Here is a 23,367-nt window from a genome sequence, read left to right on the forward strand (position 1 = left end):
CCGGCGATCGTTTTCCCTCCCCGACGAACGGAGAATCATGTTCGAACGACGGGTCACCGTGGCAAGCAAGGTTGGGCTGCACGCGCGGCCGGCGGCACTAGTGGCCAAGGCCGCCGCGGCGCAGCCCGTGAAGATCACGATCCGCAAGGACGATACTGATCCGGTGGAGGCGGGCAGCATCCTCGGGCTGATGACCCTGGGCGCGGGCCACGGCGACGAGGTGGTGCTCGCGGCCGAGGGCGAAGGCGCGGAGGCGGCGCTGGACCACCTCGCCCGGCTGGTCGCCTCGGACCTCGACAACAACTGACCGGTCCCGGATCTCGAAGTTCACCGCATCCCCATAGATCGGGTGCTGCGACGACTCCTAGAACCCACCCCTCCTCCCCCCCGGGGGGGAGGGGGCCGTCCGACGTAACCCGCAAGTTCCATTGAAATCGAACCTTCGATTTCAATGGAACTTGCGTCCCATCGGCGTGTCGAGGTACGACACACCGACGCCTGTGGAGAACTCCCGCAATTTCAATGGAAATCGGACATTCGATTTCCATTGAAATTGCGGTCAGAGCGGGAGCGGGAGCTCGTTGCCGGTCGCGGCGGCGAGGGCGTCGCGCATGGCTTCGCGCGGAGCCGGTAGCCCGGTGAACTGCTCGACCTGGCCGAACGCCTGGTGCAGCAGCATGTCCAGTCCGGTGGCGATCCGCCCGCCCGCCGCGGTCACCGCAGCGGCCAGCGGCGTCGGCCACGGATGGTAGACGACGTCCAACACGCAACCCGCCGTCGCAAGCTCCGCCGCCTGCGCGCCCAACGCCCCTGCCGGGAGCGTCGACACCACGACGTCCGCCGCTGCCGCGGCGTCCGCGAGCACGACGCTGTCCAGCCGCTCGACGCGCGCCCGCAGGCCGACCCGCTCCGCGATCTCGGCCACGTCGCGCGCTCGCGCGGGCTCGCGCACCGCGAGCGTCGCTTCGTTCAGCCCGAGCTCCGCGAACGCGGCCAGGGTCGCGGCGGCGGTGCCGCCGGCTCCCAGGATCAGCCCGCTGTGGCCGGTGGTGAATCCGCCCGCGCTGCGCAGCGCCCCGACGACTCCGTCGACGTCGGTGCAGTCCGCAGCCCAGCTGCCGTCGGCCCGGTGCACCAGGGTGTTCGCCGCTCCGACCGCCGCAGCCCGCTCGCTGACCTCGCTCGCGACGCCCAGCGCCGCCCGCTTGCCTGGCATGGTGACCGACAGCCCGGCCCATTCCGGGCCGAGCCCGGCGACGAACTCGACGAGCCGGTCCGCGTCGGCCTCGACCCGCTCATAGGTCCAGCCGCGCAGGCCGAGCGCGGCGTAGGCGGCGCCGTGCAGCAGCGGGGACAGCGAGTGCTCGATCGGCGAACCGAGCACCGCTGCCCGCCGGGGCTCAGAACGCCCCACGTGCCTGTGCCTCGTCGATGTAAGCGTCGTGCTGTGCCTGGGTGTCGGCGAAGCAGGAGGTGCCGTCCGGGTAGCACTTCACGAAGAACTTCCAAGTGCCGTCAGCGGGTTTCTCCGCTGCCTGCAGGGCTTCCCTGCTGACAGCCGAGATCGGCGTGGGTGGCAGGCCGTAGTTCCGGTACGTGTTGTACTGCCCATCGATCCCGCGGTCCTCGGGCCTGGTCAGCAGGGACGGTTTGTCCAGCGGGTAGTTGATCGTGGAGTCGAGCTGAAGGTGCATGACCGGGTGGGTCAACCGGTTGTGGATCACCCGGGAGATTTGCCCGAAGTCCTTGGCGATGCCCTCGCTCTGCACCAGCGAAGCGATCTTGAGCAGATCGTACGGGCTGTACCCGGTGCCCTCGGCGGCCTGCGGCAACCCCGCGACCTCGAGCTGCGCAGCGGACCGGGTCACCACGTCGCGCAGCACGTTTTCCGCGGTCTCGCCCGGCTTCACGTCATAGAGACCGGGCTGGATCAGGCCCTCCAGCCGCCGCTTCGGCTCAGCCTTGGAGGCGTCCGCGAACGCCCACTGCGGCACGCCGAGCGAGGCCAGGTCGGCGGTCGTGGCGACCCGGTGCATCTCCTCGGAGGTGATGCAGGTGGGGTTGGCCCCGGCGCAGGTGGCCTCGGCGAGCTTGGTCAGGATGCCCGGGGTGTGCCCGTTGTCGGGCGCCAGCTGGTCCTCGAGCCGCATGCCGGCGCGGATGTCGACCCGGCCCACCTTCGCGGCCGCCGACAGGATGTGCGCGACGGCTGCCTCGCCGGACATCTTGTTGCGCATCAGGTAGTAGCCCGGCTGGATGCTGTTGATCTGCCGGTTCTCCTCGGCGGCCTTGGTGAACGCCTTGGTGCTGGCCACCACGTCCCGCTCGGCGAGGGTGCGACCGATGGCGCTGACGGTGTCACCGGGCTTGATCTCGATGACGATGTCGCCGGCGCCCTCGCCCTCGTAGTTCTCGTAGGAGCCGATCTGCATGATCTGGCTGGCCCCATAGAGCACGCCGACGCCGACCAGCAGCAGCACGAACAAGCTAGCCACCGCGGTCACGATCCGGCGGCGCTTGCGGCGGCGGAACCGCTCCGGGTCCGGTGCACGCCGCCGCTCGCCGGGCTCGTCGGCGAACAGTCCGAGATCGTCGGTCACGAAAGGTCCTCTCGTGTCTTCCCCCGACTGTCAAGGAATGCCTGCAGGATCTCCACCGCCGCCGCCTGATCGACCACGGCGCGCTGCTTCTTCCCCCGCACGCCGCGTTGCGACAGCATCCGGCTGGCCGTCACGGTGGTCAGCCGCTCGTCGGCGAACCGCACCGGCACCGGTGCGATCCGTTCCGCGAGCGCCGCCCCGTAGGCCTGCGCCGTTTCCGCTGCAGTTCCGTGCCGGCCCGCCAACGTCTTCGGCAGGCCGACCACGACTTCCACCACCTGGTGCTCGGCGACGAGCCCGGCCAGCTGCGCGAGATCGCTGCCGCCGGTGGCGTCCCGCTGCAAGGTGATCAGCGGGGTCGCCAGCATCGGCGCGGGGTCGCTGAGTGCGACCCCGACCCGGACCGCGCCCACGTCGACGCCTAGCCGACGCCCCGCTCCGGGATCCGCCTGCCGGTGCTCGGTCACCCGCCAGCCACCACCTGGTCCAGCGCCTTGCGCAGCGCCTCGATCGCCGCCGTGATCCCGGCCGGGTTCGAGCCGCCGCCCTGCGCCATGTCCGGCTTGCCGCCACCGCGCCCGCCGACCTCGGCCGCGAAGCCGGGCACCAGCTTGCCCGCGGCGATGCCCTTGTCGCGGGCCGTGTCGTTGACGCCGACCACGAAGCTGACCTTGCCCTCGTCGGCGGCGAACAGCGCCACCACGGAGGGGCGGGAGCCCAGCCGGCCGCGGATCTCGCCGGCCAGCGCGCGCAGCGCGTTGCCGTCCACGCCGTCCGGTACCTGCTCGGCGACCAGCGTCACGCCATGAACGTTGGTGCCCTTGTCGGCGAGTTCACCCGCAGACTGCAGGATCTGCGCGATGCGCAGCTGCTGCAGCTCCTTCTCCGCACTGCGCAGCCGGGAAACGACGCCCTGGATGCGTTCCGGTAGCTCGTCGGCGGGCACCTTGAACTGCTCGGCGAGCTGGCTGACCAGCAGATGTTCCTTGCTGATGTGGCGCATCGCGTCCATGCCGACCAGCGCTTCGACGCGGTGCACGCCGGAGCCCACCGAGGAGTCGGCCACCAGCTTGACCACGCCGAGGCGGCCGATGCGCGGCACGTGGGTGCCACCGCACAGCTCGCGGGAGTAGTCGCCCATGTCGACGACCCGGACCTGGTCGCCGTACTTCTCGCCGAACAGCGCGATGGCGCCGAGCTCCATCGCCCGGTCCATCGTCGTGGTGTAGGACTGCACCTCGACGTCGCTCTGCAGGTAGTCGTTGACCTCTTCCTCGACCCCGGTGAGCACGCTCGAGGACACCGCCGTCGGGGCGGTGAAGTCGAAGCGCATCCGGCCCGGCGAGTTCAGCGAACCGGCCTGCGCGGCGCGCCTGCCGTAGGCGCTGCGCACCGCCGCGTGCACGAGGTGGGTGGCGGAGTGCGAGCGCTCGATGGCGTGGCGGCGCGCGACGTCGACGGCGGCTTCGAGCGTGGTGTCCACGCCGAGCTCGCCTTCGACGACCTTGGCGCGGTGCACGAACAGGCCCGGCACCGCGCGCTGCACGTCGTGCACCTCGACGGCCACACCGGGACCGACCAGCCGACCGGTGTCGGCGATCTGGCCACCGCCCTCGGCGTAGAACGGGGTGCGGTCCAGGACCAGCTCGACCTCGGTGCCCGCGGCGGCGGATTTCACCGGCTGCCCGTCGACCAGCAGGCCCAGCACGCGGCTGTGCGACTGCAGGTCGGTGTAGCCGATGAACTCGGTGGTGCCGTGCTGGTCGAGCAGGGTCCGGTAGGTCGACAGGTCGCCGTGGCCGGTCTTGCGGGCCTTGGCGTCCTCCTTGGCCCGGCGGCGCTGCTCGGACATCAGGTTCCGGAAGCCCTGCTCGTCGACGGTCAGGCCCTGCTCGGAAGCCATCTCCAGGGTCAGGTCGATCGGGAACCCGTAGGTGTCGTGCAGCTGGAAGGCCTTCTCCCCGGCCAACTGCTTGCCACCGGCCTTCTGGGTGTCGGCCACCGCCAGATCGAAGATCTTCGAGCCGGCGGTCAGGGTGGTCAGGAAGGCCTCTTCCTCGTTGCGCAGCACCGAGTCGATGCGGTCGAACTCGGTGACCAGCTCGGGGTAGCTCGGCGCCATCGCGTCGCGCACGACCTTGCTGAACTCGCCGAGCACCGGCTCCTGCACGCCCAGCAGGCGGGTGGAGCGGATGATCCGGCGCAGCAAGCGCCGCAGCACGTAGCCGCGGGCTTCGTTGCCGGGGGTGACGCCGTCGCCGACGAGCATCACGCCGGACCGGGCGTGGTCGGCGATGACGCGGAAGCGCACGTCGTCCTCGTGGTTCGCGCCGTAGCGGCGGCCGGAGAGCTCCTCTGCCCTGGCGATCACCGGGCGGACCAGGTCGGTCTCGTAGACGTTCTCCACGCCCTGCAGCAGGCACGCGACGCGCTCGACGCCCATGCCGGTGTCGATGTTCCTGGTCGGCAGTGAACCGATCGGCGGGTGGCCCAGCTTCGGCGACTGGTCACCCCTGATGTCCTGCATGAACACCAGGTTCCAGATCTCGATGTAGCGGTCCTCGTCGGCGACCGGGCCGCCCTCGCGGCCGTACTTCGGACCGCGGTCGTAGTAGATCTCCGAGCACGGGCCGCCGGGACCGGGCACGCCCATGTCCCAGTAGTTGTCCTTGCCGTCGCGGGCCTGGATCCGCTCGGCGGGGACGCCGGCGACCTGCTGCCACAGCTGGGCGGCCTCGTCGTCCTTCTCGTAGACGGTCACCCACAGCCGCTCCGGGTCGAAGCCGTAACCGCCGTCGGCCTGGGAGCCGGTGAGCAGCTCCCAGGCGTGCTGCATGGCGCCTTCCTTGAAGTAGTCGCCGAAGGAGAAGTTGCCGGCCATCTGGAAGAACGTGTTGTGCCGGGTGGTCTTGCCGACCTCGTCGATGTCGCCGGTGCGTACGCACTTCTGGATGCTGGTGGCCCGCGGGTACGGCGCCGGGGCCTCACCCAGGAAGTAGGGCTTGAACTGCACCATGCCGGCGTTGACGAAAAGCAGCGTCGGGTCGTCGAGGATCAGCGACGCGCTGGGCACAACGGTGTGGCCGCGGCTGCGGAAGTGCTCGGTGAACCGGTTGTTGATCTCGTGGGTCTGCACGCTGGTTCCTCAGGAAATTCGGGTGACGGACACGGCTGGTGGTGTCGGCGAGCGGCTGGCGGCGCGGGGCGCCGGCGTCAGCGGCCCGCCCGGCGAGCTCGCCGACCGTTGACCGCGCCCGCGTCGGAGTCCGCGTCGATCCGGCGGAACTGCACCGTGTCCGCGGCGCTGCCGCGCTCCACCACGTCGTGCAGTTCCTGCTCCCGCTCCTGCATGCCCGCGCGCACCTCGGCGCCGAACGAGCCGACGGCTCCGGCGAGTTCCCGGACCGCGCCGCCCAGCTGCTCGGCCATGCCGCTCGGGGTCGCCTTCCGGGCGGTCTCGTTGAGCTTGCGCGTCAACGCGACCCCGGCCGCGACCCCGGCGCCGAACCAGAACAGGCGCCTCACTTGCGCCCCCCTTTGCCCTTGCGGCGGAAGTGCCGGCCGGCGGGCTCCTGCCGCCGCTTCCGGCGGGCCCGCAGCGCCTTGCCGACCCCGTAGGAGAACGCCGCCGTCTTCACCAACGGACCACCCAGTGTAGCCGTGAACAGCGAGGACAACGCCGATACGTTGCCGCTGATCGTCTTGGCGTTGGCGGTGATCCCGTCGACCCGCTCCAGCTGGGTGTTGACGTGAGTGATGGTCGAGTTCGCCCCGGTGAACAGCGGATCGGAGTTCTCGTGCGCCTTGCGGATCGCGATGGTCGCCTCGTCCAGCGTGCGGCCGAGCTTGATCAGCGGGATCGCCAGCAGCACGACCAGCAGCACGAACGCTCCGGCGGCGATCAGCGCGGCGATCTGCGTGGGCGTCACGTGCCCTCCCGTATGTCCACGTCATGTCGGTGGGACCGGGGCCAAGTCCCGGTCCGTTGATCGTGCGTCAGGTTACCGGCCCCGCTCCCCCACCCCAGCACCCGGTCGGCCCCGCCAGGCGAAGGGCACCATCGGGCGACGCACCCGCCCGGCGGTGCCCCAGCCAGGCCCCGAACGCGTGAAACGCAAGGGCGCCCTCAGCCGGGCAACCCGGCCGGGGGCCCGAATCTCGGACTGATCGTGTTACGGCCGGACCTGGGTCGGAGGCTCAGCACCGGTGAGGACCGCGGCGACGTTGCGGGCGGCGAGTTCGGCCATCGCGGTGCGGGTTTCGGTGGTCGCCGAGCCCAGGTGCGGGACCACCACGACGTTGTCGAGGTCCAGCAGCGCCGGCTCCACCTCCGGCTCGCGCTCGAAGACGTCCAGGGCCGCACCACCGATCTGGCCCTTCTGGAGCGCCTTCGCCAGCGCTCGTTCGTCGACCACCGGACCGCGACTGGTGTTGATCAGGAACGCGGTCGGCTTCATGACCGCGAGCGCCGCTTCGTCGATGAGGTGCCGGGTCTGCTCGGTCAGCGGGCAGTGCAGGGACACCACGTCGGCGGTGCGCAGCAGCTCGTCCTGGGGCAGGAAGCGGGCGTCGAGCTCGGCCTCCACCTCGGCGGCGGCGCGGCGGCGGCCGGTGTAGGCGATGCTCATCCCGAACGCGCGGGCCCGCCGGGCCACGGCCTGCCCGATGTCGCCGAGTCCGACGATGCCGAGCGTCTTGCCCTGCAACCCGGCGCCCAGCATGAAACCGAGGTGGAAGGTCCACGGCTGGCGGGCCCGCAGCAGCCGGTCGCCCTCGCCGAGCCGCCGGGTCACCATCAGCAGCAGTCCGAGGGCCAGGTCGGCGGTCGCGTCGACCAGCACGCCCGGCGTGTTGGTGACGATGACGCCGCGCTCGGTCACCGCCGGGACGTCGATGTTGTCGTAGCCGACCGCGACGTTCGCGACCACCTGCAGCTGCGGACCGGCCGCGGCCACCAGGCCGGCGTCGATCCGGTCGTGCAGCATCGCCACGATCGCGTGCGCACCGCGCACGGCCTCGCGCAACTCGGGAGCGGTCAGCGGCCGGTCCTGCGGGCAGACGTGCACGTCCCCGACCTGGCGCAACACGCCCAGTGCCGACCCCGGCACCGTCCGGGTGACCACGATCCGCTTGTCCACTGCGACCTCCTCGCGACGAGTTCCCGTGGAAAACTACCCGCCGCCGCACCGGAAGATCACCGAGCGCGTCACCCTGAGGCCGCGCAATTTCGCGAGAATTTGGCGTTCACCCGGGTGACGGTCAATTTCTCGCGAAATTGCGCCCAGCCGTCTTCAGTCGTCGCCGCGGATGATGCCGCGGAGCTTTGGCACGCGGTCGTTGAGCGTGCGCTCCGCGCCGCGGCCGGTCGGCTGGTAGTAGTCGCGACCCACCAGCTGGTCGGGCGGGTACTGCTGGGCGAGCACGCCTTCCGGCTTGCTGTGCGGATAAAGGTAGCCCTTGGCGTTGCCGAGCTTGCTCGCCCCGGCGTAATGCCCGTCGCGCAGGTGCGGGGGCACCGGGCCGCCCTTGCCCGCCCGCACGTCGCCCAGCGCCTCGTCGATAGCCGTGATCACGGCGTTCGACTTGGGCGCGGTGGCGAGGTGGATCGTGGCCTGCGCCAACGCGAGCCGGCCCTCGGGCATCCCGATGAACTGCACCGCGTGCGCCGCCGCGACGGCGGACTGCAGTGCGGTCGGATCGGCCATGCCGATGTCCTCGCTGGCGTGCACGACGAGCCGGCGCGCGATGAACCTCGGGTCCTCCCCCGCCTCCACCATCCGGGCCAGGTAGTGCAGCGCGGCGTCCACATCGGACCCGCGGATGGACTTGATGAACGCGCTGGTGATGTCGTAGTGCTGGTCGCCGCCGCGGTCGTAGAGCACGGCGGCGCGGTTCACGGTGGCCTCTACCGTCGCCAGGTCGATCGCCTCCGCACCGGTCGAGCTCGCCGACTCCGCCGCCGCCTCCAGCGCGGTCAGCGCCCGCCGCGCGTCGCCACCGGCGAGCGACACCAGATGCTCCTCCGCCGCCTCTTCCAGGCCCAACGCCCCGCCCAGGCCACGTTCCTCGCCGACCGCCCTGCGCAGCAGCGTGCGGATGTCGTCGTCCTCCAGGCTGCGCAGTTGCAGCACCAGCGATCGCGAGAGCAGCGGGGCCACCACGGAGAAGTACGGGTTCTCCGTGGTGGCCGCCACGAGCAGCACGGTGCGGTCCTCGACCGCACCCAGCAGGGCGTCCTGCTGGGTCTTGGAGAAGCGGTGCACCTCGTCGATGAACAGCACGGTCGACTCGCCGGACCGGCCGAGCCGGCGGCGCGCCTCCTCGATGACGGCACGCACCTCCTTGACGCCGGACGACAGCGCGGACAGCGCCGCGAACCGGCGGCCGGTGGCCAGCGACACGAGGTTGGCCAGGGTGGTCTTGCCGGTGCCGGGCGGGCCGTAGAGCAGCACCGACGCCGGTGCGGCCCCTTCGACCAGGCGGCGCAGCGGAGCCCCCGCCCCCAGCAGGTGCTGCTGCCCGACGACCTCGTCCAGCGAGCGGGGCCGCATCCGCACCGCCAACGGCGCGTTCTCGGCCAGCTTCTCGCCCGCTCGCATCTCTGTGTCGGCGCCGAACAGCCCTTCGTCGAACAAGCCCTCGCTCACACCCCGACGCTACCGGTCACCCCTGACCGCTCAGCCCACCCGGGCGGGCAGGGCGACCTCGACTGTGCAGTCGCCCCGGCGGCGCTGGGCCGCCCAGTGCTCGACCGCTTGGTGGCAGGCGCGGTCGAGGTGCCGGACCATCGTCAGGTCGAGGTGCACGTGCTTGCTCGTCGGCAGCTGCTCGAGGTGGTCCAGCAGCCGCGGCAGCCGCAGGAACGTCGCGTTGCCGCCCATCTCGACGCGCACGTGCTCATCGCCGTGCTGTGCCGTCACCGACAGCCGCGAGACCTCGATCGCGGTCTTGACGATGGCGACCGCCAGACCGGCCAGGGTGCCGATCAGCAGGTCGGTGGCCACGATCATGCTCGCGGTCAGCACCAGCACGAAGGCCTCGGAGCGGTGTTCCCGCACCAGCGCGACGACCTGGCGCAGCTCCAGCAGCTTCCAGCCGGCCTGGATCAGCAGGGCCGCGAGCACGGCCGTCGGGATGAAGGCGAGCACCCCCGGCAGCAGCACCACGAACAGCAGCAGCCAGAACCCGTGCAGCACGCGGGAGAGCTTGGTCTTCGCACCGGCCTGCACGTTCGCGGCGCTACGCACGATGACCGCGGTCATCGGCAACGCCCCGAGCACGCCGCAGAGCGCGTTGCCCGCGCCCTGCGCGACGAGTTCCTTGTTGTACTGCGTCTTCGGGCTGTCGTGCATGCGGTCCACGGCAGCGGCGCTGAACAGGCTTTCCGCCGAGGCGATCAGGGCGAAGGTCAGGATCGAACCCAGCACGGCGGGCGTGACGAGTTCGCCCCAAGCAGCGGCGGTGGGGATGTTCAGCGCCGCGAGCAGCGAGCCGACCTCCACCTTGTGCACCGGCATCGCGGCGATCGCCGCCAAGGCGCTGGTCGCCACGACGGCCACCAGTGCGCCGGGCACGAGCCGGAGCCTCGCAGGCGCCTTCTTCCAGACGCTCATGATCACCAGGGCCAGTACCGCCAGCACCAGCCCGCTGATGCCCTCCGGGCTGGTCACCGCGGCGACCAGCAGATCCGGGATACCGGCGAACTTCGCCAAGGTGGAGTCGGGCTGCGCGAGCCCGCCCACCGGGTAGATCTGGCCGAGGATCAGCACCAGCCCGATGCCGGCCAGCATGCCCTGCACCACCGACGGCGAGATCGCCCGGAACCAGGTGCCGAGCCTGCTCAGCCCGAGCACGATCTGGACCACGCCGGCGCCGAGCACGATCACGCCCAGCGCGCCCAGCCCATGCTGGTCCACGGCCGAGGCCACCAGCACGGTCAGCCCCGCCGCGGGGCCGCTCACCTGCATCGTGCTGCCGGGCAGCAGCCCGACCACGAGCCCACCGACGATGCCGGTAACGATGCCCAGTTCAGCGGGGACGCCGGAGGCGACGGCCACGCCGACGCACAGCGGCACCGCCACCAGGAACACCACCAGCGAGGCCCCCAGATCGGCGCCGAATGTGGCCTTCGGCCAGCGCGGCACCCCGAGGCTGCGGCGCGCCGGGCGAGGCGTTTCGAGTCGCGTCGTCACAATGCCCTCCAGGGCAGGTAGGAATGCGGGAAACGGGTATCGCGCCGCGCACCTGGCGGTGCGGGCGTCGACCCGGTGGACGGGAGTTAGAGCGGGAGAAAGTCCGACATGTCCGGGGTTTGCGGGCAGGCAAAGACGAGACCGGTGTCGATCTCGTAGAACCAGCCGTGCAACCGCAGCTCACCGGCGTCGAGCCGGTCCCGGATGAACGGGTATTCGCGCAGCGTCTGCAGTTGCGCGTGGATGTGCCGCTTGCTCTCGGCGCGCACGCTCGGATCGTCCGGTTCGACACCGGCCAGCCCGTCGGTGCCGAGCCAGGTCCGCAGCGCCGGCAGTTCCTCCAAGCCGCGCCCGGCCAGGGTCAACGCCGTCACGGCACCGCAATGCGAGTGCCCGCAGACGATGATCTCCGGCACGCGCAACTGCAGCACGGCGTACTCGATGGTGGCCATTTCGCTGGACGCCGAGTTCGGCGCGTATTTCGGCACCACATTGCCGGCCGTCCGCAGTTCGAACAGATTCCCCGGTTCGGCGCCGGTGATCTGAGACGGGACCACCCGCGAATCGGAGCAACCGATGAACAACGCGGCCGGTTTCTGACCTGCGGCGAGCTGCCTGCGGCGGTCAGCGGAAAGCATGCCCGGGTGTTGCCGAGCGTGTCGCACAAAATGTTCGAAGCTCATTGTCGCCTCTCTGATCGTCTGCTCGGAATATGCCGCGAGCATCGATCAGTGGCGGACCACCTGAAGGACTGCGGGGGAATGTCTGACCTTGGCGAAGGCGTCGTGCGGTTTGCTCCCAGCGTTCGGGAATTTCTCCGTCAGCGCCCGCTTCCCGATATGGACGACGTGCTGCAATCCCCGCGGCAGGAGCGGGCGGCGACCTTCCCGGCGGTCGCAGCAACGCCGGTGCAACGCGATGCCCGGCACCCGTTCGCGCAGCTTCTCGCCGTCCCGGTGCTCATTGGTCTCGGACTTCGTCTCCGCAGGCCCGGTACGCAACGAGCCGGCTTCGGCGTTGAGCGGCCCCAGCAAGGCGAGCACGACCGCGAGGAGCAGGAACAACCCCGCCCTCGTGATCTGCCATGCCTTGCCGCGCACGAATGCCTCCCGTAATAGAGCAGCCGATCCCCTTCCGGCGACATCGACGGTAGCGGGGAGAAGTAGCGAGACGCTGAACTAAAGATATCCGATAACTGCGGTACGAGCGCAAGCCGCAGATCTGGTCACGCCGCCGGGAAACAAATGAAGATGTACTAACGCAACCCGGCTCGACCTGCGAATTCACCCGTATGCCGGGTGGACAAGAGACCCATCACTGCGCTGCGTAAACGATGTTCACTACGGACCGTATTCGAGATGTGACCAGCATTACCGCATCGAGGTGGTCTAGAGGCTGAAGCTTATTCAGCCATGCAACACGACCGAAACACGAAATCTTAGCGAACCCGATAGTGGTACTCGTGCGAGGGCGAAGCCCAGTGCCTCGTAGCACCGCCGCGCACCGGGATTGCCCGCCTCGACCTGGAGGAATAACCGCTCCGCCCCGGCATCCGATGCCCGCCGAGCTCCCGCGCGCAGGACCGCGCTACCCGCTCCGCGCCGCCGCCAGCCGGGATGCGTGGCCATGCCGTAGATCCCGCACCAACCGTCCGAGACGGCGAACATCCCGACCCCGACCGGAACACCGCCGTGCAGGGCGATGGCGAACCGCACCGGCTGCGGAACGCGCTCCAGGCTCGCCTCCGGCCTGCTGCCCACCGCCTCGCCGGCGACGAGCCAGGACGGCGGCTGACGCTGCCTGCCTGGCGGGCGAGCGCTCGTAGGCGCCTACTCGGTCCGGAACGCCGGGTACGGCAGCAGGTGGAGCGCACCGGCACCGAAGCGGTCCACCAGCGCGTCGACCACGCGGTCCGCGAACTCCGCCACGTCGGCCATGTCCGCCCCGTCCGCGTCCGAACGCAGGTGCCGCCACCGGTCGACCAGCGCCGTGCTGCGGCGCGGCGAAGGCATGTGCAGGTCGATCGGCCGGTCGGTCTCCCCGGTCCGCGGCAGGAACCACCAGGTCGACACCCACACCCACAGCAGCTGGGCGTTGAACAACCGGGGCATCAGCACCTCGTCGTCGTCCAGCTCCGGCCAGACCTCGACGATCTCCGAACGCCACGTCGACAACATGCTCTCGGCCAGGTTGCCCGGCAGCGCGTACGAGCACCACGACGACGGGAACGGGTACTGCAGGTACGCGGCGTCCATCGCGACATCGCGCACGCAACCCCACTCGAAGTCCAGGAACCGCACGCCGCTGCTACCGGTCACGAGGCTGTTGTCCGGGCAGATGTCCGACGGGCTGAACGCCCGGTACCGGCTCGACTCCAGCAGCCCGGCGGCGGCGGTCAGCCGCTCCACCATCAGCGGCGGGGTGTCCACGCCGAGGGTCTGCGACAGCAGCTCGGGCAACTCGCCCACCGAACGCACGATGTCGTCGGCGACCGGGTCGGTCCACGACTTCGCGCCCAGCCGGCGCATCAGCGCGTCGAAGTCCGCCTCGCAGCCGGCAGTGGTGCTGTGCAGCCGCCCCAGCGCCCGAGCCCACGCCAGCAGCGCCCGCTCCGCCACCCGCGGGTCGTCGGCGAACAGCACGTCGGCCAAGGTGAAGCCTCGCCCGAGGTCCTCCAGCACCAGCAGGCGCTCGGCGGCATCGTGCGCGATGAGCTCCGGGCCGACCCGGGCCTCCGGCGGCAGGGCGGTGGTGAGCTGGCAGCTCGCCGCCTCGTGCGCAAACGGGTCGGAACGGGCCTCCACCGGGCACTCCCCGTAGTGCTTGACCACGACGGTGCGAGGCAGCTCGAACGGCGATTCGGCGATCCGCACCCGCATCACGACCGAGCGGTCACTGCCGCCGAGGTCCTCCGCATCGGCAAGCCGGACCGGTGCTCCCGTCCGCTTGCTCAGCACAGCTTCCGCGGTCCCGACGGTGTCGGTCGCCTCGGCGCTGGCCGGGACGCGAACCTCCGGGGGGCCGGTGGTGATCTCCACGCTCATCGTCTCCAGACACTACCCCCACAACCTGAACCCAAAAGGGCATGACCGGTCAAGTGACACACGATCGGTCAGCACCCGTAACCACAGCGTGTTCGTCCGACAGCCCTGCCTCCCACCCCTCGACCGGCCATCGGACGTAGTCTCCCTGTAGACGCTGACGGAACCAAGCGACGGCGGCGTTGCACGGCCGCGAAAATTGTGAGACGCGGCGCGGCGCGCCTCACCGCATCTCCCCCGTCGGCACCCGGTCGGCCAGGCTCGCCCGCCTGCGCCGCAGCGCCAGGACCGCGGACGCCGACGCGACGATGCCGACCAGGTTGACCACCAGCTGCCCGACCGAGCCAGCACATTGTGCCCAGTCGCCGAGCGTCGCCGCCACCACCGCGTAACCGGCGGCGGGCACCGTCGTGACCGAGATGAACACGCCGACCAGGACGGCCGACTTCGCCGAAGTCAGCGACAGCATCCCGGCGGCCCCGGCCAACAGCGACACGATCAGCGACGACCAGCCGACCTGGTAGACGAACGCCACCTGGCTGTTCTCCGGCAGGCCGAGCCGGTCGATCAGGCCGGCCCACTCGCCGAGCAGAGCAGCCGCCGCGGTCACCACCATCGCCACCGGGAAACCCACGGCGAGCGCCGTGGAAGCCCGCCGCACCAGCGACCAGCGGCGGGACACCAGCCCGACGGCGATCGCGGCCAGCGGCCCGAACTCGGGGCCGACAACCATCGCGCCGACGATCGTCACCGGCGAGTCGGTCACCACCCCGATCGCCGCCAGCACGCAAGCGATGGACAGGAACGCCAGGAACGTGCCGTTGCACCGGCATTCCTCGCCGGTGCGCGCGATCAGCTCGTCCCAGACCACCGCGTCGCCGCCGTCGCCGGGAGCCTCCTCCGCGGCGCGCTCGGCGCGGCGCGACAGGGTGGTGCCGGCCTCGGTGATGGTCACCGCGCCGACCGCGGCCAGCTCCGAAGCGCCGATCGCATCCAGCACTTCGTCGGCGGCCTCCCGGGCCACGTCGACCTCGACGAGATCACCCGCCGGGTCGACCGCGCCGCCGGGCACGACCACCAGGTGCGCCGTGCCCGGGTGCGCCCGGGCCCCGGCCAACACCCGATCGGTGTACTCGGCCGGACAGATGATCCGCAGGTGCAGCACGCGGTGCCCGCCGCGCCCCGGTCAGCCCTGCTTCTCCACCACACCGGGCGGGAACACCGAGATGCTCTGGTCGCCGACCTGCGCTGCGGGCTTGGCGTCGATCCCGGCTTCCTTGCGCTGCTCGATGGTGATCGGCGAGGGCGCGCTGGTCAGCGGGTCGAAACCGCCGCCGCTCTTCGGGAAGGCGATGACGTCGCGCAGCGAGTCGGCGCCGGCCAGCAGCATGCAGACCCGGTCCCAGCCGAAGGCGATGCCGCCGTGCGGCGGCGGGCCGAACTTGAACGCGTCCAGCAGGAAGCCGAACTTGTCCTGCGCCTGCTCCTGCGAGATGCCGAGCAACTCGAACACCCGCTCCTGGATGTCGGAGCGGTAGATACGGATCGAGCCGCCGCCGAGCTCGTTGCCGTTGCAGACGATGTCGTAGGCCCAGGCCAGCGCGTGCTCGGGATCCTGGTCGAAGTTGTCGATCCAGTCGGCGTTCGGCGAGGTGAACGGGTGGTGCACGGCGGTCCAGCGGCCGGTGCCGACGGCGACGTCGTCGGTCTCGTCGACCGGCTCGAACATCGGGGCGTCCACGACCCACACGAACGACCAGGCGTCGTGGTCGATCAGGCCGCAGCGCTCACCGATCTCCAGTCGCGCCGCGGCGAGCAGGCCACGGGCCGCCGAGCGCGGGCCGGCGGCGAAGAACACGCAGTCGCCCGGGGACGCGCCCACGGTCTTGGCGAGGCCTTCGCGCTCGGCGTCGGACAGGTTCTTCGCGACCGGGCCGGACAGCGTGCCGTCGGCCCCGACGAGCACGTAGGCCAGGCCCTTGTGCCCGCGCTGCTTCGCCCACTCCTGCCAGGCATCGAGCTGCCGGCGCGGCTGGTCTGCACCGCCGGGCATCACAACGGCCCCGACGTAGGGCGCCTGGAAGACCCGGAACGTGGTGTCCTTGAAGTACTCGGTCATCTCGGTGAGCTCGAGCCCGAACCGGAGGTCCGGCTTGTCCGTGCCGTACTTGGCCATCGCCTCGGCGTAGGTCATCCGGGGGATCGGGCGCGGGATCTCGTGGTTGGCCAGCTTGCCCCACAGCGCCGCCAGGACCGCCTCGCCGAGCTCGATCACGTCGTCCTGCTCGACGAAGCTCATCTCGATGTCGAGCTGGGTGAACTCCGGCTGCCGGTCGGCGCGGAAGTCCTCGTCGCGGTAGCAGCGCGCGATCTGGAAGTAGCGCTCCAGGCCGCCGACCATCAGCAACTGCTTGAACAGCTGCGGCGACTGCGGCAGCGCGTACCAGTTGCCGGGCTGCAGCCGGGCCGGGATCAGGAAGTCCCGGGCGCCTTCCGGCGTCGAGCGGGTCATGGTGGGCGTCTCGACCTCGACGAAGTCGCGGTCGTGCAGCACCTCCCGGGCGAGCCGGTTGACCTCGCTGCGCATCCGCATGATCCGGGCCGGCTCGGCGCGCCGCAGGTCCAGGTAGCGGTGCTTGAGCCGGACCTCCTCGCCGACCTCCAGGTGCTCGTCCAGCGGGAACGGCAGCGGCGCGGCCTCCGAGAGCACCTCCAGCCCGGTGACGGTCACCTCGATTTCGCCGGTTGCGATCTCCGGGTTCTCGTTGCCGTCCGGGCGGCGGATCACCTCGCCGGTGACCCGGACGCAGAACTCGGCGCGCAGCCGGTGGGCGCGCTCGGCCATCTCGCCTTCGCGGAAGACGACCTGGGCGACGCCCGAGGCGTCGCGCAGATCGATGAAGATGACCCCGCCGTGATCGCGACGGCGCGCCACCCACCCGGCAAGGGTGACGGTCTGCCCGGCATGACCGGCGCGAAGCGATCCGGCCTCGTGCGTGCGCATCACGGGTACTGAGCTCCTTCTTCCGCTGTCCAGCGCTTGACGGTATTGACGTGTAGCTGGTCCCGGGCCTCGCCACACCCGATCGTCGGGAAGGCTCCGATCACGGTGTTCAGCCACCAGGACGCAAGACATTAAGGCTAGCCAACGGGCACCGGGGCGCAGCGCTCAGGTGCCGCGTGTCGGGCCGCCGGCGCGGAGCGTGACCGCGCCCCGCGACGTTGCCGCCACCAGCCTGCCGGTTCGCGGCGGCGGTGTCCGGTTCGCCCTTTCGCCGCCTTGACACCAAATGGTCGATACCAATTTCACCGCCGATGGTCCACAATTAACCGATTCGAGGCACTGCCGACGATCGCGCAACGGCATTGTTAGGCGTGCCCGCGAAGCGATGAAGGAGGCGATTCCCACCTTAAGTACCCCCGGGCTCCTCCTTTAGTCGGAGGTGCCTATCGAAACTCGGTCGTTGCACAACACTGACCCCGCTGTTTAGCGTAAGTTCGGAATTCGGCGGACACGAGGAGTAACGATGACCGGCCCGAAAACCGAGGCTCGCCCGGCGACCCGCCCGGCCCTCCGCGGCACGCAGCAAGAAGTGAACGCATTGTCCGCCGAACTCTCCGAACTGCTCCGAACCGGTCCGTTCGAAGCCGCCCTGCGCACCGCGATCCGGGCGAGCCGGTTGAGCCTGGAACGCATCCAGCACCGGCTGCGCACCCGCGGCACCCCGGTCAGCATCACCGCGCTGAGCTACTGGCAGTCGGGCCGACGACGCCCGGAGCGCCCCGACTCGCTGCTCGCGCTGCAACAGCTGGAGCAGGTGCTGGGCGTGCCGGAGAGCTCGCTGTCGGCGCTGCTGGGTCCGCCCCGACCGCGCGGCCGCACCCGGCAGCCCCCCGCCGAAGCGCCGCCGCTGAGCGCGCTCTGGTCTGAGAACGAGTCGGCCGCCGAGCTGCTCACCAAGATCGACACCAGCCACGACAGCAAGCTCGCGCGGCTGAGCCACCACGACGTGGTGCACGTGGACCAGCGCGGTGAGCTGCGCAAGATCCGGACCCGCAAGCTGGTCCGGGCCGAGACCAACGACGTCGACCGCTGGGTGATCATGTTCGACGGCGCCTCGTCCGGCGAGACGCCGCCGATCATCCGCCCGATCCGGTCCTGCCGGCTCGGTCAGGTGCTCACCGACCACGCCCGCGACCTGGTGGTGGCCGAGTTGCTGTTCGACCGGGCGCTGGCGCGCGGCGAGACGCTGCTGCTGGAGTACGAGATCATCGACCCGCCGACCGGCCCGAACGAGGTCGAGCACAGCTTCTGTCGGCTCTTCCGGCTGCCCGTGCGGCAGTACGTGGTCGAGTTGCAGTTCGACCCGGCGCACCCGCCCACCCGGTGCGAGAGCTACGTCGGCGACTCCACCACGCAGGAGGTGGAAACCCCCAAGCCGCTGACGGTCGACCGGTTCGGCCGGACGCACGCGGTGGCGCTGGACTACGGCATGGGCGTCTTCGGCGTCCGGTGGCAACCCGAGGAGCACCTGGGCTCCAGCACGTCTTCGCGCACGACGACGCGCTGACCCGATTCGGGGACGAGCGACCCGACGACCAGCACGGAAGGTAACCAGAAATCGGCGCGCCTCCGAACGCCGGTCGAATCGCGAACAGCGCCGCCGCCCTCACATTCCGGAAACGAACGATCGACTTACCGAACTGCGCAGAAATCGTTTTCCTCAACAATTGTCCAATACCAATCGAAAATTATATGCATTTTGCTGAAGCACTGCCACTACCCGACCGAGCTCACAACAGGCTGAGCTGACGCACCCCCTCCTCGTCGACCGCGGACCGGGCGGTGCCACCGGCTTCGACCTCGCGGAACTCCTCCGCCCGCGACAAGCCGATGCCATGCCGCCGCTTCGCGTCGGCCACCCCTTCGGCATCGGACTGCGGGGGATCATGCTGCTGCGTCCGGAAGTTCTCCGGTGGCTGTGGGTGCGCCAACCCATGACGACGCTTGGCTTGCTCCACCAGGTGGGCGACTTCTCGCTGATACGACTTCGGGGTGTACGCGCCGTTGCGGTACAGCCGCTCATACAACGGGAGTAGGTCGGGCCGCTTGCTGCGCAGCCACTCGTGGTACCACTCGCGCGCCCCCGGACGCAGATGCAGCACTATGGGCGTCAGGCTTGTCGCCCCAGCCTCGGCGATCGCGGCCACCGTACGTTGACGTCCTTCCCACGGCTAAAGCCGGGGGATTCCAACCAGCGCTAACGCCGGTTGCGGTTCCTGCTTCACGGACCGCCTAACGGCGAGGTCTCCACAGGCTGTCACCGCCCGTCCGGCGGCGAGAATGTTCTTCGCCGCGTTCACGTCAGCGTGCGCCGTGTGGCCGCACTGGGTACACCGAAAAACCGCTTGGCTCTCACGGCTTTCCGGGTCCACAGCACGACACACCGCGCACGTCTGCGACGTGTACGCAGCAGGCACCTTCACGATCTCGCTGCCGGTATAGCGGGCAGCGTTACGCAGGGCCAGTTCAAACTTGTGCCAGCCTTTGTCGAGGATGGCGCGGTTCAGGCCGGACTTTTGGGCGACGTTCCGGCCGGGTTCTCCGGCGGTTCCGCTCGCCGACCGGGTCATGTTCCGGGTACGGAGGTCTTCCAGCACGACCAGCGCGTTGCGGTCGGTGAGCTCGGCCGCGACCTGCGAGCAGAAGTCCGCTCGCCGGTCGCGTTCGCGCCGCTTCAACCGGCGCATCTTGCCGAGCGTCTTCTTACGGTTTGCGCTGCCCCGCTTCTGCCGGGAAAGCTTCTGCCGCAACCCGCGGTAACGCTCATCCGCGCCAGGCGAGACGAAATCGCGGTCAATGAGCTTGCCGTCACTGGTAGCTACCGCTGCCGCGACTCCACGATCGACACCGACGCCGCTGTGGGGTGCGGCGTGCCGTTCTGGGGTGATGGCGCCGTCGTCGACGAGGAACGACACGAACCAGTCCCGGCCGTCGCGGGACACTGTCGCGGACCGCACGGCACCGCCGAGCTGGCGGGTCATGCGGAACTGCACCCACCCCAGCTTCGGGAGCTTCGCCCGTCCCCACCGCTTGTTCAGCCGCTCGACCTCGATGAGCTTGCCCATCGGGAACCGCAACGACGGGTTCCAACGCTGCTTGCCGCGCCACTTAACCCGGAACGTGCCGTGGTCGCGGCACGCCCGGTCCAGGTCCTTCAACGCCTGCTGGAGGATGTGCGACGGCACGGTCTGCAACCAGTCGTGCTCGGTTTTCGCGTCGGCGAGCTGTCCGGCTTGCTCGTTGTAGTTCATCCACGCCCCCCGCCGCCGGTACTCGCGGCGTTGTTCCAGTGCGGTGTTCCACACTGCCCGGCAGATATTGCCGAACTCCTCGCACTGGGCGGCCTGCGCGGTGCTGAGCTTCAAGCGGTAGCGACGTCCCGTCAGCATCGGCTCACCGGGCCTTCTGCTGTTCGACGTAGCGCTTGATGACCGACAGCGGTGCGCCGCCGACCGTCGCGACGAAGTAGCTGTTGGTCCACAGCGTCGGAAGCTTCGACCGCAACCACGGGAACTCTTCCCGCAACACCCGCGACGAACGTCCCTTAATCGCCTTGACCAGCTTGTGCACCCCGTACTGCGGGTCGACTTCGACGAGAACGTGAACGTGGTCCGGCATCGTTTCCAGCTCCACCAGCCACGCCCCCTTCTCCTCGACGACTTCCCGGATGAGCTGCTTCAAGCGTTCCTCCATCCGGCCACCGATGACCCGGCGCCGGTATTTCGGGCACCACACGACGCGGAACGCGCACTGAAAGGTGATGTTCGCGTTCGATCGCAGCGTGACGACCATACCCAGAACTATACAGCGCCGAACTATCTAACGTTGGCAGGGTTACCGCTGGGCACGTCAGGATCGGACTTGACGTGCTAACCCCACGGATAAATCCGGGGGTCTGCGCACTACGTCTACCTGATCAATCTCGGCTGACGAGTCGCTGAGTCCGGGCAGGATCGGCGCCATCAAGACCGAGCACCCGATGCCCGCCTCGGTAAACCGTCGCACAACGTCGAGACGACGCAGCGGCGATGGCGCCCCCGGCTCCACTGCCCGCCACAAAGCCTCATTGACCGAACCCACCGGCACCGCTACCGAGACACTGGTCCGCTGCGCAGCTTCCGTGATCAAGTCGACGTCCCGCAGGATCAGCGTCCCCTTGGTGAGGACCGAGAACGGGTTGGCCCGGTCGCGCAGCGCGGCGAGGATCTCCCGCATCAGCCGGTAGCGCCCTTCGGCGCGCTGGTACGGGTCGGTGTTGGTGCCCATCGCGATCGCCTCGCCGGCCCAACGCGAGGAGGCCAACTCCTTGCGCAACAAGGTCCCGGCGTTGACCTTGACCACGATCTTGCTGTCGAAGTCATGCCCGGCGTCCAAGTCCAAATACGTGTGAGTGCGGCGGGCAAAGCAATAAATGCAAGAATGGGTGCATCCTCTGTATGGATTCACCGTCCAGCGAAATGGAACCTGGGACTCCCCCGGCACGCGGTTGATGATCGTTTTGGCGTGGATCTCGATCGCGTAGGCCTCGGCGGTGCCCGCCTCGATCGGCACCGGCTCCGGTAGGCGCAAGCCCGCGCGCCCGCCGGACCGCGCCTGCGGCTCCGGCAACGCGAGCGGCAGTTCCGGCGCATCCCCGGCCGGCGGCGTGACCCGTTGCTGTTCCCATCGCATGATCTGATTCGAACACAGTTTCGAGATCGTGTCGAGCGCTTTGAACGGACACCCACCTATCGGGTAAACCCCCGTGCGCATGGCCACGCACCAACCGCAAAACGCTGCGGAAAGGCGGGCCCCATCACAAAAACCGCAACAACTGCCGCATCCGGTCCAGTAAATGTCCATTGTGGATTCACTCGCCGCGCTGCTGCCAGGAGTCCAGGCCAGGATGGCTCTTCAGTTGGGAGGCAGCGGCGACGGAGGGTCGTCGGGTACCTCTCCGGTGGTCGCTCGGTGGGCGGTCCGCATAATTGCCCGGTGACCGACCGCCACCCCACCGGAGAGCCTCTCGAGCCCGGAGGCGGCCACCGGGCACGCCACCGCCGCGCCGCCGATCGCGACCAGACGCCCCGGGCGCAGGCCGCCCAGACAGGCCCGGGCCAGGCACAACGCGATCGCCGCCCCAGCTCCGAAAGCAGCACCGCGCAGGGCCACGGGCATGGTCACGGGCACGAGCACGGCCCCGCCGAGCCGGCGTCGAAGCAGGTCAAGAGGGTGCTCGCGATCGCGCTGTTGCCTTTCGCGCTGGCCACCATCGTCGGCGCACTGCTGCTCTACCCGTTCGGCCACCAGCAGCGCACCGGCGCCGGTCTCGGGTTCGGCCAGGACCCGGTCAACGCCGAGGTCGTCTCCGCCGTCGCCGGCTCCTGCACCCAGGACTCGCCCGACCAGGGCGGCTGCGTCGTGCTCGGGGTGCGGACGCAGGACGGCCCGCGGCCCGGTCAGACCATCCGGCAGGTGGTGCCGACCGACCCCGGCTCGCCGCGCTTCGCCGTCGGTGACCGGGTGGTGCTCAGCTACGCCGGGGCCAACCCCGACGACCCGGCGTCCTACCAGGTCGTCGACTTCCAGCGCGGCGCGCCGCTGCTGATCCTAGCGCTGGCGTTCGCCGCGGCGGTGATCGTGCTCGGCCGCTGGCAGGGCCTGGCCGCGCTGGTCGCGCTCGGCCTGAGCCTCGTCGTGCTGGTCGGCTTCGTGCTGCCCGCCATCCTCGCCGGCCAGGATCCCTTGCTGGTGGCGGTGGCCGGGGCCGGGGTGATCATGTTCGTGGTGCTCTACCTGACGCACGGCTTCTCCGCGCGGACCTCGACCGCGGTGCTGGGCACCCTGCTGAGCCTCGCCCTGATCAGCGTGCTCAGCGCGGTCTTCTCGGCGGCCACCAGCCTGACCGGGCTGGACGAGGACACGTCCAGCCTGATGGGCGTGCTGGGCGCGCCGATCGACGCGCGCGGGCTGCTGCTGGCCGGGATCGTGATCGGTGCGCTGGGCGTGCTCGACGACGTGACGGTGACCCAGACCAGTGCCGTGTGGGAGCTGCGCAAGGCCAACCCGGCGCTGTCCTGGCGGCAGCTTTACAAGGCGGGGCAGCGGATCGGCCGCGACCACGTGTCATCGGCGGTGAACACCCTGGTCCTGGCCTACGCGGGCGCGGCCCTGCCGATGCTGCTGGCCTACACGCTCTCCGGCCGGACCTTCGGCGAGGTGGTGAGCTCGCAGGCGGTGGCGCAGGAAGTGGTGCGCACCCTCGTCGGCAGCATCGGCCTGGTGGCGGCGGTGCCGATCACGACGGCGATCGCCGCCGCGGTAGCGGTTCGGGAACCCGCGAAGGCCGCAGCGGGCCGGAGCGGGAGCTCGGTCGCGGACCGCGTGGGACGTGCGGCCGCCACCGGCTCGGAGACGGCGACGGTGTGGTGGCGTCCGCAGAACCGCAGGCCTGGCCGCTGAGTCGTGAGTGTTCGTTCCGGTAAGAACCG

Annotated in this window: 22 protein-coding genes; 3 read left to right on the plus strand and 19 right to left on the minus strand. The window is 69.9% G+C overall.

The window, feature by feature from the left end; genetic code table 11:
- The first annotated feature begins 37 nt into the window (after positions 1-37).
- A complete protein-coding gene (locus tag FDZ84_RS02825) occupies positions 38-307 on the plus strand; it encodes an HPr family phosphocarrier protein (RefSeq protein ID WP_168584581.1) in 270 nt (89 codons plus the stop codon).
- A gap of 252 nt (positions 308-559) precedes the next feature.
- Here FDZ84_RS02825 and FDZ84_RS02830 read toward each other — a convergent pair whose 3' ends face one another.
- From FDZ84_RS02830 to aspS, 15 genes are all read right to left on the minus strand, one after another.
- Positions 560-1,414, minus strand: coding sequence for a shikimate dehydrogenase (locus FDZ84_RS02830; RefSeq protein ID WP_168584582.1), 855 nt, complete (start codon positions 1,412-1,414; stop codon positions 560-562).
- Positions 1,401-2,600, minus strand: coding sequence for an endolytic transglycosylase MltG (gene mltG / locus FDZ84_RS02835; protein ID WP_246868755.1), 1,200 nt, complete (start codon positions 2,598-2,600; stop codon positions 1,401-1,403). The genes FDZ84_RS02830 and mltG overlap by 14 nt, the downstream gene beginning before the upstream one ends.
- Entirely contained in the window at positions 2,597-3,067 is a 471-nt protein-coding gene (gene ruvX, locus FDZ84_RS02840) for a Holliday junction resolvase RuvX (protein WP_168584583.1), read from the minus strand. The genes mltG and ruvX overlap by 4 nt, the downstream gene beginning before the upstream one ends.
- A complete protein-coding gene (gene alaS, locus FDZ84_RS02845) occupies positions 3,064-5,736 on the minus strand; it encodes an alanine--tRNA ligase (protein ID WP_168584584.1) in 2,673 nt (890 codons plus the stop codon). Before alaS ends, ruvX begins: the two co-directional genes overlap by 4 nt.
- Before the next feature lie 77 nt (positions 5,737-5,813).
- Positions 5,814-6,125 (minus strand): hypothetical protein, encoded by a 312-nt coding sequence (locus tag FDZ84_RS02850; protein WP_168584585.1) that lies wholly within the window; start codon positions 6,123-6,125, stop codon positions 5,814-5,816.
- Positions 6,122-6,529, minus strand: a complete 408-nt coding sequence (locus FDZ84_RS02855) for a DUF948 domain-containing protein (RefSeq protein WP_168584586.1) — start codon at positions 6,527-6,529, stop codon at positions 6,122-6,124. Before FDZ84_RS02855 ends, FDZ84_RS02850 begins: the two co-directional genes overlap by 4 nt.
- A 243-nt stretch (positions 6,530-6,772) precedes the next feature.
- Positions 6,773-7,738, minus strand: a complete 966-nt coding sequence (locus tag FDZ84_RS02860) for a D-glycerate dehydrogenase (protein ID WP_168584587.1) — start codon at positions 7,736-7,738, stop codon at positions 6,773-6,775.
- A gap of 153 nt (positions 7,739-7,891) precedes the next feature.
- Entirely contained in the window at positions 7,892-9,247 is a 1,356-nt protein-coding gene (locus FDZ84_RS02865) for a replication-associated recombination protein A (protein WP_168584588.1), read from the minus strand.
- Positions 9,248-9,277: 30 nt separating this feature from the next.
- Positions 9,278-10,792 (minus strand): SulP family inorganic anion transporter, encoded by a 1,515-nt coding sequence (locus tag FDZ84_RS02870; protein WP_168584589.1) that lies wholly within the window; start codon positions 10,790-10,792, stop codon positions 9,278-9,280.
- Between the two features lie 86 nt (positions 10,793-10,878).
- On the minus strand, positions 10,879-11,430 hold the full coding sequence (locus FDZ84_RS02875; protein WP_246868756.1) for a carbonic anhydrase: 552 nt from the start codon (positions 11,428-11,430) through the stop codon (positions 10,879-10,881).
- A 90-nt stretch (positions 11,431-11,520) separates the two neighbouring features.
- Positions 11,521-11,892, minus strand: a complete 372-nt coding sequence (locus tag FDZ84_RS02880; protein WP_168584591.1) for a hypothetical protein — start codon at positions 11,890-11,892, stop codon at positions 11,521-11,523.
- Between the two features lie 306 nt (positions 11,893-12,198).
- Positions 12,199-12,552 (minus strand): GNAT family N-acetyltransferase, encoded by a 354-nt coding sequence (locus FDZ84_RS02885; protein WP_246868757.1) that lies wholly within the window; start codon positions 12,550-12,552, stop codon positions 12,199-12,201.
- A gap of 69 nt (positions 12,553-12,621) precedes the next feature.
- The gene (locus FDZ84_RS02890; RefSeq protein ID WP_168584592.1) at positions 12,622-13,836 is read right to left on the minus strand and encodes a phosphotransferase family protein; all 1,215 of its coding nucleotides are present in this window, start codon (positions 13,834-13,836) and stop codon (positions 12,622-12,624) included.
- Positions 13,837-14,056: 220 nt separating this feature from the next.
- The gene (locus tag FDZ84_RS02895; protein ID WP_168584593.1) at positions 14,057-14,998 is read right to left on the minus strand and encodes a DUF389 domain-containing protein; all 942 of its coding nucleotides are present in this window, start codon (positions 14,996-14,998) and stop codon (positions 14,057-14,059) included.
- A 21-nt stretch (positions 14,999-15,019) separates the two neighbouring features.
- On the minus strand, positions 15,020-16,840 hold the full coding sequence (gene aspS / locus FDZ84_RS02900; protein WP_168584594.1) for an aspartate--tRNA ligase: 1,821 nt from the start codon (positions 16,838-16,840) through the stop codon (positions 15,020-15,022).
- A 520-nt stretch (positions 16,841-17,360) separates the two neighbouring features.
- Here aspS and FDZ84_RS02905 point away from each other — a divergent pair.
- Positions 17,361-18,404 (plus strand): hypothetical protein, encoded by a 1,044-nt coding sequence (locus tag FDZ84_RS02905; RefSeq protein WP_168584595.1) that lies wholly within the window; start codon positions 17,361-17,363, stop codon positions 18,402-18,404.
- Between the two features lie 223 nt (positions 18,405-18,627).
- Here FDZ84_RS02905 and FDZ84_RS02910 read toward each other — a convergent pair whose 3' ends face one another.
- The 4 genes from FDZ84_RS02910 to FDZ84_RS02925 are packed head-to-tail and all read right to left on the minus strand — an operon-like array spanning position 18,628 to position 21,739.
- Positions 18,628-19,044, minus strand: a complete 417-nt coding sequence (locus tag FDZ84_RS02910) for a hypothetical protein (protein ID WP_246868758.1) — start codon at positions 19,042-19,044, stop codon at positions 18,628-18,630.
- Between the two features lie 24 nt (positions 19,045-19,068).
- Positions 19,069-20,286, minus strand: coding sequence for an RNA-guided endonuclease TnpB family protein (locus tag FDZ84_RS02915; protein WP_168584596.1), 1,218 nt, complete (start codon positions 20,284-20,286; stop codon positions 19,069-19,071).
- A gap of 4 nt (positions 20,287-20,290) precedes the next feature.
- Complete coding sequence (gene tnpA / locus FDZ84_RS02920; RefSeq protein WP_168584597.1) at positions 20,291-20,689, minus strand: IS200/IS605 family transposase; 399 nt, start codon at positions 20,687-20,689, stop codon at positions 20,291-20,293.
- A 57-nt stretch (positions 20,690-20,746) separates the two neighbouring features.
- Positions 20,747-21,739: a radical SAM protein gene (locus tag FDZ84_RS02925; RefSeq protein ID WP_246868759.1), complete on the minus strand. Its 993-nt coding sequence runs from the start codon at positions 21,737-21,739 to the stop codon at positions 20,747-20,749.
- A 132-nt stretch (positions 21,740-21,871) separates the two neighbouring features.
- Here FDZ84_RS02925 and FDZ84_RS02930 point away from each other — a divergent pair, with 132 nt between their 5' ends.
- The gene (locus FDZ84_RS02930) at positions 21,872-23,338 is read left to right on the plus strand and encodes a YibE/F family protein (protein WP_210435405.1); all 1,467 of its coding nucleotides are present in this window, start codon (positions 21,872-21,874) and stop codon (positions 23,336-23,338) included.
- Positions 23,339-23,367: the final 29 nt, after the last annotated feature.

Origin of the sequence: Saccharopolyspora sp. ASAGF58 (genome assembly GCF_012277335.1) — a bacterium.
GTDB lineage: Bacteria > Actinomycetota > Actinomycetes > Mycobacteriales > Pseudonocardiaceae > Saccharopolyspora > Saccharopolyspora hattusasensis.

Coding starts and splice junctions, on each gene's coding strand:
- FDZ84_RS02825 (WP_168584581.1), top strand. CDS start 38: ATGTTCGAACGACGGGTCACCGTGGCAAGCAAGGTTGGGCTGCACGCG.
- FDZ84_RS02875 (WP_246868756.1), bottom strand. CDS start 11,430: ATGCTTTCCGCTGACCGCCGCAGGCAGCTCGCCGCAGGTCAGAAACCG.
- FDZ84_RS02890 (WP_168584592.1), bottom strand. CDS start 13,836: ATGAGCGTGGAGATCACCACCGGCCCCCCGGAGGTTCGCGTCCCGGCC.
- FDZ84_RS02905 (WP_168584595.1), top strand. CDS start 17,361: ATGACCGGCCCGAAAACCGAGGCTCGCCCGGCGACCCGCCCGGCCCTC.
- FDZ84_RS02915 (WP_168584596.1), bottom strand. CDS start 20,286: ATGCTGACGGGACGTCGCTACCGCTTGAAGCTCAGCACCGCGCAGGCC.
- tnpA (WP_168584597.1), bottom strand. CDS start 20,689: ATGGTCGTCACGCTGCGATCGAACGCGAACATCACCTTTCAGTGCGCG.
- FDZ84_RS02925 (WP_246868759.1), bottom strand. CDS start 21,739: ATGGACATTTACTGGACCGGATGCGGCAGTTGTTGCGGTTTTTGTGAT.